This window comes from Accumulibacter sp. (assembly GCF_036625195.1).
Lineage (GTDB): Bacteria > Pseudomonadota > Gammaproteobacteria > Burkholderiales > Rhodocyclaceae > Accumulibacter.
On sequence record NZ_JAZKUG010000001.1, the window covers coordinates 2838543 to 2853176 of the forward strand.

Below are 14634 nucleotides of genomic sequence, written 5' to 3' on the forward strand. Positions count from 1 at the left end.
TCAGAAGCGCAGCTGTGTGTCGACGATGGCGGCGCCAAGGACCAGGGTCAACTGCATGAGTGAGGCGTGGAAGCAGACCATCGCCGTCTTGCGGTTGGGCTGCCTGGTCAGCAGCCAGGCTTTCTGGATGAACAGGAAGCCACCGACCGCCGCACCGGCGAAATAGATCGGGCCGAGGCCGAAGGCGAGTGGCAGCAGGCTGGCGGCGACCAGCGCCAGCGTGCTGGCGAAGATCGTGTTGGCGGCGCGCTGGTCGCCGACGACCACCGGCAGCATCGGTACGCCGGCGGCGGCGTAGTCGTCACGGAAGGCAATGGCCAGGCTCCAGAAATGCGGCGGCGTCCACAGGAAGAGGACCAGAGCCAGTGCGAGCGGCACGGCGCCGAGTTGCGGATCGGCAGCGGTGGCGCCGGCGAGCACTGCCCAGCTGCCGGCGAGTCCGCCGAAGACGATGTTCAGCCAGGTGCGGCGCTTGAGCCAGACGGTATAGACGACGGCGTAGAAGAAGGCGCCGAGGAAGACGAACAGCGCCGACCAGGCATTGAGCGCGATCCATGCAGCACCGACCGAGAGCGTCATCAGCACTGCGATCAGCAGCAGCCAGACGGGACCGTGGCGGAGCTGGCCGGTGACGAAGGGGCGCTTGCTGGTGCGCGCCATCAGGTGATCGCTGTCGTGCTCGTAATACTGGTTGAAGGCACCCGCGCTGGCTGACGAGACGAGCACCGAGAGGGCCAGGACGAGCAACTGCAGCGGCGTCAGGGCGGGACCCGTGCTGACGGCCAGCCCGGCCAGAGCGGTGAAGGTGATGACGACGCCGATGCGCAGCTTGAAGACGCCCAGAATGGCACGAATGGGGAGGCCGGGAGTGCTGTTCGATGGGAGGGTCGATTGCATTGGCGTCGATAGCGTGGCGATCAGGTGAATGAAGCGGTGGCGAAGGAGGCGTCCCTGCTCCGATCGGGCCTGTTGGCCAAGCCCGATTGCGGCAGGTCCCCGCGCCGGCGTGGCGCGGGGATGGTTGCCGGATCAGCTCAGCAGCCAGACTTCCGACAGGTACTTCCAGTTGACGAAATAGTACAACACGAAGCAGACGAAGAGCAGCAACGCCAGCACGACCGTGCCGGGAACCCCAACGTGATCGTGACCGTGCGACACGGCGGAAGCCGCCTGCGTGTTCGCCGGCAACGGCGTCGGTTTGTCGGAGACCTTGCCGCCGTCGAGCTTCTTGCCGAAGAGCAGCGAGCCGACCACCAGCAGGATCCAGAGACCGCCGCCGATCACCGCGAGGACGCCGAAGATCCCGGTCAGGCCCATCATCAGGTATGCAGCACCCGGCCACTCATACTGGAACGGCGCGCCGGAGAAGGCCATGTCCCAGTGCCGGCGCGAGACGCCGAGCGTGCCGGCGCCCATCATCACCAGGCCGAGGATCGACATGCTGATGCCGAACAGGTAGGGCTGGATCTGGCACAGCTTCGGCAGGATCATCTCGCGCTTGAAGAGGACCGGCACCAGCAGGTAGGTGACGGCCATGAAGGCCAGCGTCGTGCCGGTGACGACCGTCGTGTGGAAGTGGCCGGGAACGTAGAAGGTGTTGTGCATCAGCATGTTGATCTGCTCGGTGCCGAGGACGACACCGGAGATGCCGCCGAGGAAGCCGAAGCTGACCAGCGAGATGAACATGCCGGAGAACACCGGGTTGCCCCACGGTGCCTTGCGCAGCCATTCGAAGAGGCCGTTGGTGTAGCCCTTGCGCCGCTGTGCCGCCTCGATCGCACCGGGAACCGTGAAGCCGTGGATCATCGATGCCATTACCGCGAAGTACATGAAGTACGAGGTGTTGAGCACCTTCCACTCGGCGCTCATGCCGGGGTCGGAGAGCAGGTGGTGCGCACTGGCGAGTTGCAGGAAGAGGATGTAGAGCAGGAACGCGAAGCGCGAAACCTTCTCCGACAGCGGCTTCGCGCCGAAGACGACGGCGGCGATCAGGTACCAGATGGCGACGTGCGCGGAGACGTTGATCTGCTGCGACGAGTGCCCCAGGCCCCACCAGACCATGCGGTACAGTTGCGCGTCGATCTCCTTGATGATGCCGACCGACCAGAGAAGGGTCGGCAGCAGGATGCCGGCGCCGGCCAGGATCGTGAAGGTGGCGATGATCGCTGCCGTCAGCGCGCCGAAGGTGACAAGCGGGATCGATCCGCTGTAGGTCTTCTCACGCTTGGCGACGACCAGCGTGGCGAAGAAGATGCCACAACCCATCAGCGCACCGACCGCGAACAGGATGATGCCGAGGTAGAAATGCGGCGCTGCCTGCATCGGCACGTAGGAGGTGAACATCACGCTCGATTCACCCTGGAAGATGGCGACGTTGGTCATGATGCTGCCGACGACCATCAGCCAGAAGGCGGCCCAGGCGACCTTCGGTGCCGCCAGTCGACAGCGCAGCAGCGTCGACGAGGCGAAGTAGAGCACTGCCATTTCGAAGAAGATGATCCACAGGATCAGCATGTCGACGCCGTGCGCCGTCAGGATCAGGTAGAACTGGTCGGCCGGCAGCAGCTTGATCGCGGGCCAGCGGGTGAGGATCACCAGCAGCGCGGTGATGCCGCCGGCAAGCAGTGCGAGGACGCCGGCGACGGCGTTCCAGCGCATCAGCTTTTCGGCCTGGTCCTCGAACTGCAGCCCGGAGACGGGGCAGGTACGGTAAGTCGTTGCCATCGGTTCGTTTCCCCCTTATTTGACGTAGATGCGACCGAGCATCGAGTGATGGCCGATGCCGCAGTATTCGTTGCAGACGATGGCGTAGGTGCCTTCCTTGGTCGGGGTCATCTTGACGACGTGCTCGTAGCCGGGGATCACCTGGATGTTGATGTTGACCGGTTGCAGCGAGAAGCCATGGTTGTAGTCGAGCGACGAGAGGTGGATCTTGTAGGTCTGACCCTTCTCGAGCTCGAGAATCGGATACCACGCCCACAGCCTGGCGATCAGGTAACCCGCGCCACCGGCGGGAACCTTGGCGACCGGGATGTCCTCCCCGTTCAGGCCTTTTTCGGTGCGGATGGTATTTTCGGCGATGAACTTCTCGGCCTTGGCCGCGAACATCTCGGGAGTGGTCTTGTAGGCTTCATTGGACAGGTTCTGCTTGCCGTAAATGTGCCAGTAAATCATCATCGCGAACATCACCATGCCCCACACGAAGGCGATCGCGATCCACGCCCACTCGACCTTGTCGATGGGCTGTTTCCACCAGAGCCGCTCGGACGGCGGCAGAATTGCACTCATATTGGATTCTCCCTGATGTGGCTGGATGACTTATCTGGCGAGCGGCGTGTTCATGATGTCGATGATGCCCCACAGGATGTAGAGCAGTCCCGGTGACGCCACACCGAGGAAGAGAAGCAGGAAATGGTTGTCCAGCAGCCTCTGCATGAACGGAATGTCGCCATCATTGTTGTCGGCCATAGTCTTACCCTCCATCGCTGATTTGCGCTCGCGGCGCGGCCAGATTGCAGATAACGTCGAAAATCTTGGCCCTGCCGGGCACAATTGGCGGAAGAATACCCGTAGGCGGCGGTCGATTGATTTGATGCATGTCAAGAACCGCGGCGGCTTGCAACGGCGCTGCAGGCCAGCAAACATCGGCATCTTGCCCTCGCGACCGCGGCCGATGGTCGCACCCTGGGAGGCCTGCGGGTGGCTGCGCACGAGGCCTCCCGATGGGCATATAATTCGCGCCTTCTTCCCCATTCCGCCGCTTGCTCCCCCTGTCATGAATACAGTCGCTCGTCGACACGTCGCGATCTGGCTGCTGGTCTGCAGCGCCACGGTCTTTGCCATTCTGGTGGTCGGTGGCGTCACCCGGCTGACTCATTCCGGCCTGTCGATCGTCGAGTGGCAACCGATCATCGGTGTCGTTCCGCCTCTCGACCAGATGGAGTGGGAGGCGACTTTCGAGAAGTACAAGCAGACGCCGGAATACCGGCAGGTGAACCATCGGATGACGCTCGACGAGTTCAAGGGCATCTTCTTCTGGGAGTATGTGCACCGGGTGCTGGGACGACTGGTGGGCGTCGTCTTCTTCGTGCCTTTCCTCTACTTCTGGCTGCGCGGCAAGCTCGAGCCGGCGCTGGTGCCGAGGCTGCTCGGCATCTTCGTGTTGGGCGGATTGCAGGGCGCGATGGGCTGGTACATGGTGAAGAGCGGCCTGGTCGACGATCCGCGGGTCAGCCACTACCGACTGACCGCCCACCTGTCGCTCGCCTTCCTGATCTTCATCGCCATGTTCTGGGTCGCGCTGGATCTCCTTTCCCCGCGTCGTGGGACGACGCACGATGCGGTCGTGCGGAGTCTGCAGCGGGTCGGCTTCTGGCTGACGCTCCTCGTCGGTTACATGGTGGTCAGCGGTGGTTTCGTCGCCGGCATTCGCGCCGGCAGGGCGTACAACACCTTCCCGCTGATGAACGGGCACGTGTTGCCACCGGAGAGCTTCATCATCGACCCCTGGTATCTCAACTTCTTCAACAACATGGCACTGGTGCAGTTCGACCATCGCCTGGGGGCGTGGCTGCTGGCGTTTCTCGTCCCGTGGTTCTGGTGGAAGATTCGCCTGGCGGAGGTGTCGAACACCGCCCGTCTCGCCGTGACGCTGTTGCTGCTGGCGGTGTTCGCGCAGATCATCCTCGGCATTGCCACACTGTTGCTGATGGTGCCGGTGGCGCTGGGGGCGGCGCATCAGGGCGGGGCGATGGTCGTCCTCGCCCTGCTGCTCTGGCTCAACCACGAATTGCGCGTGCCGCAGTACGCTGCCGCCCGGTGAACCTCAGTCAGGGCCTTCGTCTGCGGCGAATCCGTTCGCTTGCGCGCCTGTTGACCGCGTTGTCCCTGCTGGTCGTTCTCGTCAGTGCCTACCTGCGGCTGGAAGGTGCCGGTCTTGGTTGCGCCGACTGGCCCGCCTGTTACGCACGGTTGCTGGCCCTGCCGCCGGCGGCAAGCGACTACGGAATCGCACGGCTGCTGCACCGCGCGGTTGCTTCACTGTCGCTGCTGCTCGCCTGTGCTCTTGCCTGGCAGTGCTGGCGGCGACCGGCTCTGCGCCCGGTGGCCTTTCCGGCAACCCTGCTGCTCTTGCTGATGCTGGCACTGTCGGCACTCGGGATCTGGAGTTCGGATCCGCGGTTGACGCTGGTGAACCTGCTGAACCTTCTCGGCGGTCTTGGCCTGGTCAGCTTCTCCTGGCGGGTGGCCCTGGCCAGCGAGCCGCCGGCGATGACGTTGCAGCCGCACGCGGCGCCCACCGTTCTACTGCGTCTGGGGGCAGCCTGCCTGACGCTGACGGTCATCCTCGGGGCTCTGATCGGCGCCACTTACATGGCGTCAGCGTGTACCACCTTCCCTGATTGTCAAGGCAGGTGGTGGCCCGTGGCGGCTGGCTGGCCGGCGCTGCCGACGCTTGCCGTGCTGCAGGCGGCGCCCCAGCCCGCTGATCCGGCGGGTGTCAACCTGCACCTGCTGCACCGGTATGCGGCCGTGGCGACCCTCTTGCTGCTGGGTGCGGCGGGACTGCGGGCGCTGGCCAACCCCGAGCGGCGGCTGGCGGCAGGGCTGCTCCTGTTCCTGCTCGTGACGACCGTCGTGATCGGCATCCTCACGGTGCTTTCCGGCTTCAGCCTTTGGCTGGCGGTCGCGCACGGGGCGTGTGCCGCGGCACTGCTGGCGACACTCGCCACGCTGCTGCAGCGGGGCTGACAAAGGCGCCGCCGCCACCGCGCCCGGCCATCGCCGCCGTATTGGGAAAATCTCCACCCTGTCCGGGCGGCGAAGAGGCTGTTCGCCAGCCCGCCGCCCGGCCATTCCATTCTAGACGGAGAACGACGAGCCGCAGCCGCAGGTGGAGGAAGCGTTCGGGTTCTTGATCACGAACTGCGAGCCCTCGAGCCCCTCGGTGTAGTCGATCTCGGCGCCGACCAGGTACTGGTAGCTCATCGGGTCGACCAGCAGGGTGACGCCGTTCTTCTGCAGTGCGGTGTCGTCGTCGTTCGCCACCTCGTCGAAGGTGAAGCCGTACTGGAAGCCGGAGCAGCCGCCGCCGGTGACGAAGACGCGCAACTTGAGATCCGGGTTGCCCTCTTCCTCGATCAGTTCCTTGACCTTGCCGGCTGCGCTGTCGGTAAACACGAAAGGCATGGGCATTTCTGTCGCTACATTCATCAATCTTTCTCCGAAATACGTTCACTGATTGTCTACCTGCCAGTGGACCGCAGTGGCCCTGGCGAGTTCAGCGCGCCACCGCATGTCGCCCGCGCAGCGTTGCCAGCGGCGCCGGGCTGATGGCTGGTACCGATAGTCACCTGATGCGGCTGCCACCGGTTGCCAGGCATCCGGTTCCAGCGGCATGAAGCGAGACCGGCGACCCGACCGGTCCCGGCCGAGTCCATCGAACGGACGCGATTGCCACTGGCCGCTGCTCTGCACGTGCTGCTGCGCCACCGGTCGCGCGGCATGCCGTCGGCGCGCTGGCGCCGAATCATAGCACCATTGTTGCGTCGCGTTTGGCCGCGACAGAATGCCATCGTCGGTGCCGGCAGGTCGGCACACGAGGGTGCGGCCACAGCCAACCGCGAAGGCGGTCAGGGGAGCACGGCGATCTGCTGCAGGCCGACGGTCTCCGGTAGGCCGAACATGACGTTCAGGTTCTGTATCGCCTGTCCCGCGGCACCCTTGACGAGGTTGTCGATGACGGCAAGGACGACGAGGACTTCACCATCCTGCGGGCGGTGCACGGCGAGCCGGCAGGTGTTGGCGGCTCGCACCGAGCGGGTGTCGGGGTGTGATCCCGCTGGCAGGACATCGACGAAAGGCTCGTCGCGGTAGCGCTCGGCGAACACCGCCTGGAAGTCGGCTTCGGCCCGGATGCGGGCGTAGAGCGTGGCATGGATGCCGCGGATCATCGGCGTCAGGTGCGGGACGAAGGTCAGTCCGACGGGCCTGCCCGCCATTGCCGACAGGCCCTGTCGGATCTCTGGCAGGTGCCGGTGTCCGGGTACGGCGTAGGCCTTGAAATTGTCCGACGCTTCGGCGAAAAGGGTTGCCACCTCGGCCTTGCGGCCAGCGCCGGAAACTCCGGACTTGGCGTCCGCGACGAGGTGGTCGGGGTCGACCAGCCCGCGTTCGAGGAGCGGCATGAAGCCGAGCTGGACGGCGGTCGGATAGCAGCCGGGGTTGGCCACCAGGCGTGCATTGCGGATGGCCGCGCGGTTCATTTCCGGCAGTCCGTAGACGGCCTTGTCGACCCAGTCCGGGCTCGCATGTTGCATCCCGTACCAGCGGCTCCAGTCGGCGACGTCACGGATGCGATAGTCAGCCGCGAGGTCGATGATCCGCACGCCGGCATCGAGCAGCGCCGGTGCCTGCTCCATCGCCACACCGTTCGGGGTTGCGAAGAAGACGATGTCGCAACTCTGGAGGTTGGCCCTCGCCGGGTCCTCGAAGCGAAGCCGCAATCGCCCGCGGAGGTTGGGAAACATCTGCGCGACATCGGTACCGGCGTCACCGCGCGAGGTGATGCTGGTGATCTGGACTTCCGGGTGTCGCGCCAGCAGGCGCAGGAGCTCGACGCCGGTGTAACCGGTTCCGCCGACGATACCGACTCTGATCATTCTCGCCTCCGTGATCGCTGTAGATGGTCGCTTTGGCAGGTCTCAACACACGAAAGCCGCCCGCGGGCGGCTTTCGTTGCATTGCCGACAGGGCTCAGCGCTTCGAGAACTGCTTGCGGCGACGCGCCTTGTGGAAGCCGACCTTCTTGCGCTCGACTTCACGCGCGTCGCGAGCGACGAAGCCCGCCTTCGAAAGCGCGGGCTTCAGCGCGACGTCGTAGGCGATCAGCGCGCGCGTGATGCCGTGCCGCACGGCTCCCGCCTGACCCGATTCGCCGCCTCCCGAGACATTGACCAGAATGTCGAAATCGTTGGCCTGCGCGATCAGGTGCAGCGGCTGGCGGACGATCATGCGCCCGGTGACACGCGAGAAGAAATCGTCCACCGGCTTGCCGTTGACCACGAACTTGCCGCTCCCGCGCTTCATGAAGACGCGCGCGACCGCGCTCTTCCGCCGCCCGGTGCCATAAAAATAGTTGTCTGCCATCATGAGCCCTTAGAGTTCGACGACCTTTGGCTGCTGAGCAGCGTGCGGGTGTGTTGCGCCTGCGTAGCACTTCAACTTCTTGAGCATTGCATAACCGAGCGGACCCTTCGGCAGCATGCCCTTCACGGCCTGCTGCAGGATTCGCTCCGGGAAGCGTTGCTGCATCTTCCTGAAGTTGCTTTCGTAAAGGCCTCCCGGGTAGCCCGAGTGCCGGTAGTACATCTTGTCTTCCGCCTTGTTGCCGGTGACGCGCAACTTCTCGACGTTGGTGACGACGATGTAGTCGCCGGTGTCGACGTGCGGAGTGAATTCGGGCTTGTGCTTGCCGCGCAGGCGGCGCGCGATCTCGGTGGCCAGGCGACCGAGCACCTTGTCGGTGGCGTCAACCAAGAGCCATTCGCGCGTGACTTCATGCGGCTTGGCGGAGAAAGTCTTCATCAAAAACGCCGTCCTTTTGCCTGATAACGGAAAGCCCGGCATCTTATTGCAAGTGCCGGAGCCATGTCAATTGCTCGTTCAGGGCTTTCGGGGTCGGGCACTGCCGCATGAGTGCCGATCACCCAGGCATCCGGCTCATGCAGTTTGCCGATCGCTCCGGCGAGCATTCGACAACTCTATGGAACCACAGCTAGTGACGCATGCACGAACAGGGACAAGAAGTATCACGTGGTCTTCGTCGCGCAAGAAAACAACGTCAAATCACGCGCTTTTCGAACATCATGCAATGCAGGAGGGGATAGCATGAAAGCTGCTTTGCTGGCTGCCGTTGCGGCCATCGTCATCGTCGGCGGGGGCATTGGCCTGTCGCAACAGCGAAACCTGGGCAGCGCGAATGCGCAGGTTTCACCGGCCCCGGCAGTTGCAGGGTCGACGCCGACCCCTCCCGAGACCGCGGCAGTCGATCAGGATGCACCCTACCGCGAGGCCTGCGCCCGCGAGGGGCTCAACGAGTCTGAGTGCGTCGGACGGCTGATCTGGTTCAAGGCGACGGCGGGCAACGACCGCTTCCACACCTACACCTTCCAGCAGCGGATCGGCGTCCTTGTCGACTGGTTCCGCGTCCTCCGTGCCGACCAGCGCGACGATCGTTTCTGGGCGTGGGGAATCATCAACGACCCCGCCTGCTGCCGGCCGGGCGAAGCCGACTGCCCGGCGAAGTCGCTCGACGAGACCTACGGCTTCGACTGGTGCCCGGGGGATGACGTGCTGCTCAGGTACGTCGGCAAGAGTGGCTACGTCGACCCGGCCTGCGGCCTCAAGGACGCGGCGCTCGACGCCGAAGATCCGCACAGCCAGGGTGGCAAGCTCGACCAGCGGCATTCGGCCTGCGATCTGAAGTTCGGTACCTCGACCGGCGCCCTGGGAATTCGCAAGTTCCCCAATCCGCGCTTCGACGCCGCGCGCTGGCAGCAGCTCAACGGCAGCCTCGCCGACTGGAGCGGCTATTCGCGGCCGCTGGCGGCGAAGACCGGCATCGAATCGGACCAGCGGGTTAGCAAGCTGGCCGACGCGTCGATCGAACCACCGTTCCTGATCGGCACCTCGTGTGGCTCGTGCCACATCGCCTTCGATCCGCTCAACCCGCCCGCCGATCCGGCGAAGCCGAAATGGGAGAACATCAAGGGGCTGGTCGGCAACCAGTACACGCGCATGTCGGAACTGCTCGGCTCGGGGATGCCGATCAGCAGCCTCGAATACCAGATGTTCGCGCATGCCCGCCCGGGGGTGACCGATACCTCGGCGATCTCGCACGACCAGGTCAACAACCCGGGGACGATCAATGCGCTCGTCAATGTCGCCCAGCGGCCGGTATTTCCCGGCGAGGTGATCAGCAAGTGGCGCAAGGCCGCCTCCTGCGGCGCCGAGAAGGACGAGGACAAGTGCTGGTGCGAGCCGGGTCGCGAGGGCAAGTGCTGGCTGAAGAGCACGCGTGAAGACGACACGACGCCGGTCAATCTCGGCGGCCAGAGAGTCGTGCTGCCGGGCGTACACCACATCCTGAAGGGCGGCGAGGACTCGATCGGCGCCCTGGAAGCGATCCAGCGTGTCTACTTCAACATTGGCTCGTGTTCCGAGCAGTGCTGGGTCAACCACTTCTCCGACATGCGCCAGGTCGACCCGGCGCAGCGCGGTTTCGCCCAGACGCCGTTCAACATCGGCCAGTGCCGGCGCGACTGCCCCGAATTCAGGGCGATCGAGGATCGCCTGCAAAACCTGCTCGATTTCTTCGCTTCGGCCGAGTCCGACCAGACCGATCTCGAGGTGGCGCGAGCACGCGCGCGCAAGGCGGCCAACCCCGCTGCCGTCTACTCGCGCACCGATTTCATCGCCGAGCTCGAGAAGGAGTTCGGCAAGGGTGCGATCAGTCGTGGCCAGCTCGTCTTTGCCGACAACTGCGCCCGTTGCCACTCGAGCATCCCCGAAAGCGTCGCTGGCCCGTTCCGCAACCGCGACTTCGCCGCGGCCAACGAAGCGCATCCACGCAAGGTCCGTGCCGACTTTCTCGGCAACGATCGGCCGGTTGCGGTGACCGAGGTCGGCACTTTCCGCTGCCGGGCGCTGCACTCGAATCACAAGGCGGGCCACCTGTACATGGAGTATGGCTCCGAGACGCTGCGCCGGCAGCCCCTGGTTGCCGACATCCCCGAGCGCGACGAGCTGAAGGATGGCGGCCGCGGCTTCTATCGCAACATCTCGCTCGTGAATGTCTGGGCGAGCGCGCCGTTCATGCACAACAACGCGATCGGTCCCGAGATCTGCGGCAAGCCGGCGAACAAGGCGAACGACTTCCATCGCGCGCGCTACGTCGACGCGGACGGCAAACTGCTGCCCGAGCAGCCGGACTGCCTGCGCTATGACCCGAGCGTCGAGGGGCGCTTCGCGCTCTACCGGCGCTCGATGCACGAACTCCTGAATCCACAGGAGCGTGGCCGCAAGCGGACGCTGACCAACGCCGACCTGCTCATCGACGTCGGCGTGCGGCCGCTCGACGGCAAGAGCGAGAAACCCCTGCTCGGTTTCGGGCAGGTGAAGATCCCTGCCGGCACCAGCGCCGGCTTCCTCAACGGGCTGACGCACAAGCAACTGGTCGGCGATCTCTTCCTCGCCAAGCGTGATCCGGCCAGGCTCGAGGCCGCCGGCAAGAAGCAGCTCGTGCCCACGCTGCAGGCGATGGCGGACGACATCGTCAAGAACCCGGCGCGCTTCGTCGACATCCTGCGCGAGCAGCGTGATTTCATCAGCGCCAACTACCAGACCTGCACGCAGGAAATCGAGAACGAAGGGCATCGCTTCGGCGAGGATCTCTCGCCGGCCGACAAGATGGCGCTCACCGCCTTCCTCGCCACGCTCTAGCCAACGGGAGGGTCCGCAGATGAACACCCACCACACCGCCGTTACCAGCCTCGGTCGCCTCGCCATCGCCTGTACCGTCCTGGCGCTCGCCGCCTGCGGCAAACCGGAGCCGCCGAAGATCGCTTTTGCCTCCTACGACCAGAGCCACCATTCCAAAATGGATCTGGCGCAGGTCGACCACAAGTTCCCGATCGCGCCGGCAGAGCTGGCCCGGGTGACCCCGGAGTATCTGGCGACGCTCGACCAGGAACAGCTCGACCAGATCTACGCCCGCCTGCCGGCCGGACCGATTCCCGATGGTGCCTTCGATGGTCGCATCCTGCTGCCGCGTGGCGAGAGCGGCAAGTTCCGCCTGTCGGAGATCGTCGGTGGCTTTGCCGGCAGCGTACTGCACCTGAAGGGGCTGGTCGTCGAAGATGTCGGCGAGACGCTGTGGCGCGGCAAGGTCTTCTATCGCGATGAACGGGTGCTGCGCAACCGCATCGAGGATCTCTCGCTGCTGAAGAAGGCCGGCCTGGTCGAGGGCGAACCGGCAAGGATGAGCTACGGTGGCAAGGAAACCTGGCTACTCTTCCCCGCCAAGCTCTACTGTGGTCAGAGCCTGCTCGACGCCCGTCGCGAGTCGATCATCATCGACTACTTCTTCAGCGACGAGATCGCCGGTTACCAGGAGAAACCCGACTATCTCGCCGGCCGTCGCGGCCTGCGCGTGCGCGACGAGATCCGCATGATCCGTCCCGGTTTCTACCTCGGGCGGGCCTACCTCGACCGTGGCTTTGCGCTCAACTTCACCCTCTACGACAAGGTCACCGATGACCGGCTGCGCGACGAGTTCGTCCGCACCGGCAAGGTGCAGCAGGAGTGCTGGCCGGGGACGCAGGTGCGGAAGCCTGCTGCCGCCGCTTCCTGATCGCGGCCGGCATCGGCAGGCGAAAGTGAAGGTGCCCGATGAGCCCGCGGTATTCGCGGCGTATCTTGCCGGCAGTGGTGCTCGGGCTGGCCTGCGCGTTGACGACGGCATCCGGCAGCAGCGCGGCTGAGCGTGGGGTGCCGGCCTGGGTGGTCGACCCGACCCGTCCGGGCGACAACCTGCCGCGCCATGGACGTTCGCTCTTCGACCGCCTGTTTGCCGTCAGCCGCGGCGGCCCAGCGGAGATCGAGCTGCCGGTGCCGTTCTCTGCCCTGCTGGCGCGCATCGAGGCGCAGCTGCAGCCGGCAGCCGACGGCTCACTGCCGGCGGTGAAGAGCGTCCTCATTCCGCTCGGTCGCTCGCTGCAGCGCACGGCGGCTGCTCCCGACTACTTCGCGTTCCCCCGTGTCGTCGCCGCCGTCGACCGCCCACCGGCGAATGCTGCTGCGCTCCTGCTCAAGGACCGCTTGTACATCGGCTATCAGGAACGCTCGGCTGTGCTCGAGGTGATCAGCTACAACGAGGAGGAGGGGCGCTTCGAGTTCCAGCTCGTCAAGGACTACCGCACGGGCGGCAGGCCGCGCGTCTTCTACGCCAACAGGATGTTGTGCTTCGCCTGTCATCAGAACGGCGCGCCGATCTTTGCCCGGGCGCTGTGGGATGAAACCAACGCCAATCCACGCCTCGCCAGCGAGTTGCTGGCCAGTGGCGGCAGCTTCCACGGCATCACCGCCAAGCGCGGCGTCGATCTGCCCTACACCATTGACAACGCCAGCGACCGCGCCAACGGTTTCGCGCTGACGCAGCTGCTCTGGCGCCAGGGCTGCGGCGACGCCGAGCCGGCAGCGCAGCGCTGTCGCGCGGGATTGTTCGCCGCCAGCCTGCGCTACGCGCTATCGGGCGGCCAGCTCTGGCCGGGCGACGCGACCTTTGCCGACGCGGTCGCCGCACCGCTCATTCGCGAAGCGCGTCGCCGCTGGCCGCAGGGCCTCGCGATCGGCAACGCCGACCTGCCGAATCGCGACCCGCTGGCCGGCGTCGCCGAGCTGCCGGCCAACCCGGCGCGGCGTGCCGGCCTGTCGCATGTCGCGGTTGCCTTCGACCCGCTGCTGCCGCGGGCAGCCGTCGACATCTGGCAACCGGAAGCACCCGATGCGCTGCGACGCGTCACCGCCGGTCTGGCTGAGTTCATCTCCGAAGCCGACCGGCAGCGGTTGGCGGCGATCCTCGCTGGCGCCGCGCCGGTCGCCGGCAGCGAGATCAGGCTGGCGTGCCGCTTCGAGGAAGATGCTGCCGGCAGTCTGCGCGCGTTCCGTTGCACCGGCCCGGGAAACGGCGTCGTCGAAGGCCAGGTGGAATTGCGCGGCGGGCGGCCTCGGGCTGGCTTGCTGACGCGCCTCACGCTGCCCGGCGGTACGGCGCTGACCGGCATCGAGCTGGTCACCAGCGGCAAGCCGACGACGACGCGGGCGACCCTGCGCCCGCGCCGTGCAGGCACCAACGCAGGCGGCAACGGGTTGCCGCGCACCGCCGCCGGCGATGCCATCGTCGGCCTCGACCTGACGCTTGCTGCAGACCGCGACAGCGGTGAGATGGGCATCCGCCTGCGCCACGATTTCGCCGTCGCACAGCGGGCGATCGACCGCCTGCTCACCGGCCCGGCGGCTGCCGCGCTCTTCGGCGCGGCGCCTTTCCCGCGGCAGCCGCTGTTGCAGGCCCTGTTTGCCGAACTCGGCGCACCGCTGCCGGCCGCTTGCTGCCAGGCGGCAGCCCTGCTGCCACCGGCGCGCCTCGAGGTGGCCGCCGTCGCCCCGGAAGCGGCCGGCAGCGACGCGGCCAGCCGCGGTTTCCAGCCGTATTGCGCCGCCTGCCACCAGAGCGCCGAGACCTTCCCGCCCAATTTCCTGCAAGGCAATGCCGAGGAAGTGACGGCCAGGTTGCGTCACTGCGCACCGCGCCTTTACGTGCGCCTGGCGATGGCCGACGAGCCACCGGCGCGGCGGCAGAAAACGCCGATGCCGCCGGAGAGCCTGTTGCCGGTCTTTGGCAGCGACATCGACGGCTGGCGCAACAGTCCGGCGCGCAAGGCGCTGCTGGCGCAGGTGGGCGACTGGCTGCGCGCCGAGAACGGGCAGGAGCCGCGGCTCGAAGGCCTGCTAGCCGGCGGCTACGAAGCCTTGCGGCCGTGCCTGCCGGCACATTGAACGACACGCTCGACGCTG

13 protein-coding genes are annotated in these 14634 nt (G+C 65.8%); 5 read left to right on the top strand and 8 right to left on the bottom strand.

Going from position 1 to position 14634, the window contains the following annotated elements; genetic code table 11:
* The 4 genes from cyoE to V5B60_RS12635 form a co-directional block, all read right to left on the bottom strand.
* The gene (gene cyoE, locus V5B60_RS12620) at positions 1-897 is read right to left on the bottom strand and encodes a heme o synthase (RefSeq protein ID WP_332347349.1); all 897 of its coding nucleotides are present in this window, start codon (positions 895-897) and stop codon (positions 1-3) included.
* A gap of 132 nt (positions 898-1029) precedes the next feature.
* Positions 1030-2724, bottom strand: coding sequence for a cbb3-type cytochrome c oxidase subunit I (locus V5B60_RS12625; protein ID WP_332347350.1), 1695 nt, complete (start codon positions 2722-2724; stop codon positions 1030-1032).
* Between the two features lie 15 nt (positions 2725-2739).
* Positions 2740-3288 (bottom strand): cytochrome c oxidase subunit II, encoded by a 549-nt coding sequence (locus V5B60_RS12630; protein WP_034941147.1) that lies wholly within the window; start codon positions 3286-3288, stop codon positions 2740-2742.
* A gap of 30 nt (positions 3289-3318) precedes the next feature.
* Positions 3319-3468: a hypothetical protein gene (locus V5B60_RS12635; RefSeq protein ID WP_287464147.1), complete on the bottom strand. Its 150-nt coding sequence runs from the start codon at positions 3466-3468 to the stop codon at positions 3319-3321.
* 307 nt (positions 3469-3775) lie between these two features.
* On the opposite strand from V5B60_RS12635, the gene V5B60_RS12640 reads away from it, so the two are divergent.
* Positions 3776-4822 carry a COX15/CtaA family protein gene (locus tag V5B60_RS12640; RefSeq protein WP_332347354.1) on the top strand — a complete coding sequence of 349 codons (1047 nt, stop codon included), beginning with the start codon at positions 3776-3778 and terminating at the stop codon, positions 4820-4822.
* On the top strand, positions 4819-5751 hold the full coding sequence (locus V5B60_RS12645) for a COX15/CtaA family protein (RefSeq protein ID WP_332347356.1): 933 nt from the start codon (positions 4819-4821) through the stop codon (positions 5749-5751). The genes V5B60_RS12640 and V5B60_RS12645 overlap by 4 nt, the downstream gene beginning before the upstream one ends.
* 111 nt (positions 5752-5862) lie before the next feature.
* On the opposite strand, the gene erpA is transcribed toward V5B60_RS12645, so the two are convergent.
* The 4 genes from erpA to rplM all read right to left on the bottom strand — a co-directional run bounded on the left by erpA (position 5863) and on the right by rplM (position 8586).
* Positions 5863-6213: an iron-sulfur cluster insertion protein ErpA gene (gene erpA / locus V5B60_RS12650; RefSeq protein ID WP_034941160.1), complete on the bottom strand. Its 351-nt coding sequence runs from the start codon at positions 6211-6213 to the stop codon at positions 5863-5865.
* Between the two features lie 419 nt (positions 6214-6632).
* Positions 6633-7661 carry an N-acetyl-gamma-glutamyl-phosphate reductase gene (gene argC / locus V5B60_RS12655; RefSeq protein WP_332347358.1) on the bottom strand — a complete coding sequence of 343 codons (1029 nt, stop codon included), beginning with the start codon at positions 7659-7661 and terminating at the stop codon, positions 6633-6635.
* Positions 7662-7755: 94 nt separating this feature from the next.
* Complete coding sequence (rpsI, locus tag V5B60_RS12660) at positions 7756-8148, bottom strand: 30S ribosomal protein S9 (protein WP_332350552.1); 393 nt, start codon at positions 8146-8148, stop codon at positions 7756-7758.
* Between the two features lie 9 nt (positions 8149-8157).
* Positions 8158-8586: a 50S ribosomal protein L13 gene (gene rplM, locus V5B60_RS12665; protein ID WP_332347359.1), complete on the bottom strand. Its 429-nt coding sequence runs from the start codon at positions 8584-8586 to the stop codon at positions 8158-8160.
* 303 nt (positions 8587-8889) lie between these two features.
* On the opposite strand from rplM, the gene V5B60_RS12670 reads away from it, so the two are divergent.
* Genes V5B60_RS12670 through V5B60_RS12680 form a run of 3 tightly spaced genes read left to right on the top strand, consistent with a single transcriptional unit; the run spans position 8890 to position 14616 of the window.
* Positions 8890-11502 (top strand): cytochrome c, encoded by a 2613-nt coding sequence (locus V5B60_RS12670; protein WP_332347361.1) that lies wholly within the window; start codon positions 8890-8892, stop codon positions 11500-11502.
* Positions 11503-11521: 19 nt separating this feature from the next.
* Positions 11522-12412 carry a hypothetical protein gene (locus V5B60_RS12675; protein WP_332347362.1) on the top strand — a complete coding sequence of 297 codons (891 nt, stop codon included), beginning with the start codon at positions 11522-11524 and terminating at the stop codon, positions 12410-12412.
* 38 nt (positions 12413-12450) lie between these two features.
* Positions 12451-14616, top strand: a complete 2166-nt coding sequence (locus V5B60_RS12680) for a hypothetical protein (RefSeq protein WP_332347363.1) — start codon at positions 12451-12453, stop codon at positions 14614-14616.
* Positions 14617-14634: the final 18 nt, after the last annotated feature.

What these genes read in the sequence shown, in the direction of transcription:
- V5B60_RS12640 (WP_332347354.1), top strand. Translation starts at nt 3,776, where the DNA reads ATGAATACAGTCGCTCGTCGACACGTCGCGATCTGGCTGCTGGTCTGC.
- rplM (WP_332347359.1), bottom strand. Translation starts at nt 8,586, where the DNA reads ATGAAGACTTTCTCCGCCAAGCCGCATGAAGTCACGCGCGAATGGCTC.
- argC (WP_332347358.1), bottom strand. Translation starts at nt 7,661, where the DNA reads ATGATCAGAGTCGGTATCGTCGGCGGAACCGGTTACACCGGCGTCGAG.
- V5B60_RS12635 (WP_287464147.1), bottom strand. Translation starts at nt 3,468, where the DNA reads ATGGCCGACAACAATGATGGCGACATTCCGTTCATGCAGAGGCTGCTG.
- V5B60_RS12630 (WP_034941147.1), bottom strand. Translation starts at nt 3,288, where the DNA reads ATGAGTGCAATTCTGCCGCCGTCCGAGCGGCTCTGGTGGAAACAGCCC.
- V5B60_RS12625 (WP_332347350.1), bottom strand. Translation starts at nt 2,724, where the DNA reads ATGGCAACGACTTACCGTACCTGCCCCGTCTCCGGGCTGCAGTTCGAG.
- V5B60_RS12670 (WP_332347361.1), top strand. Translation starts at nt 8,890, where the DNA reads ATGAAAGCTGCTTTGCTGGCTGCCGTTGCGGCCATCGTCATCGTCGGC.
- V5B60_RS12675 (WP_332347362.1), top strand. Translation starts at nt 11,522, where the DNA reads ATGAACACCCACCACACCGCCGTTACCAGCCTCGGTCGCCTCGCCATC.
- erpA (WP_034941160.1), bottom strand. Translation starts at nt 6,213, where the DNA reads ATGAATGTAGCGACAGAAATGCCCATGCCTTTCGTGTTTACCGACAGC.
- cyoE (WP_332347349.1), bottom strand. Translation starts at nt 897, where the DNA reads ATGCAATCGACCCTCCCATCGAACAGCACTCCCGGCCTCCCCATTCGT.
- V5B60_RS12680 (WP_332347363.1), top strand. Translation starts at nt 12,451, where the DNA reads ATGAGCCCGCGGTATTCGCGGCGTATCTTGCCGGCAGTGGTGCTCGGG.
- rpsI (WP_332350552.1), bottom strand. Translation starts at nt 8,148, where the DNA reads ATGGCAGACAACTATTTTTATGGCACCGGGCGGCGGAAGAGCGCGGTC.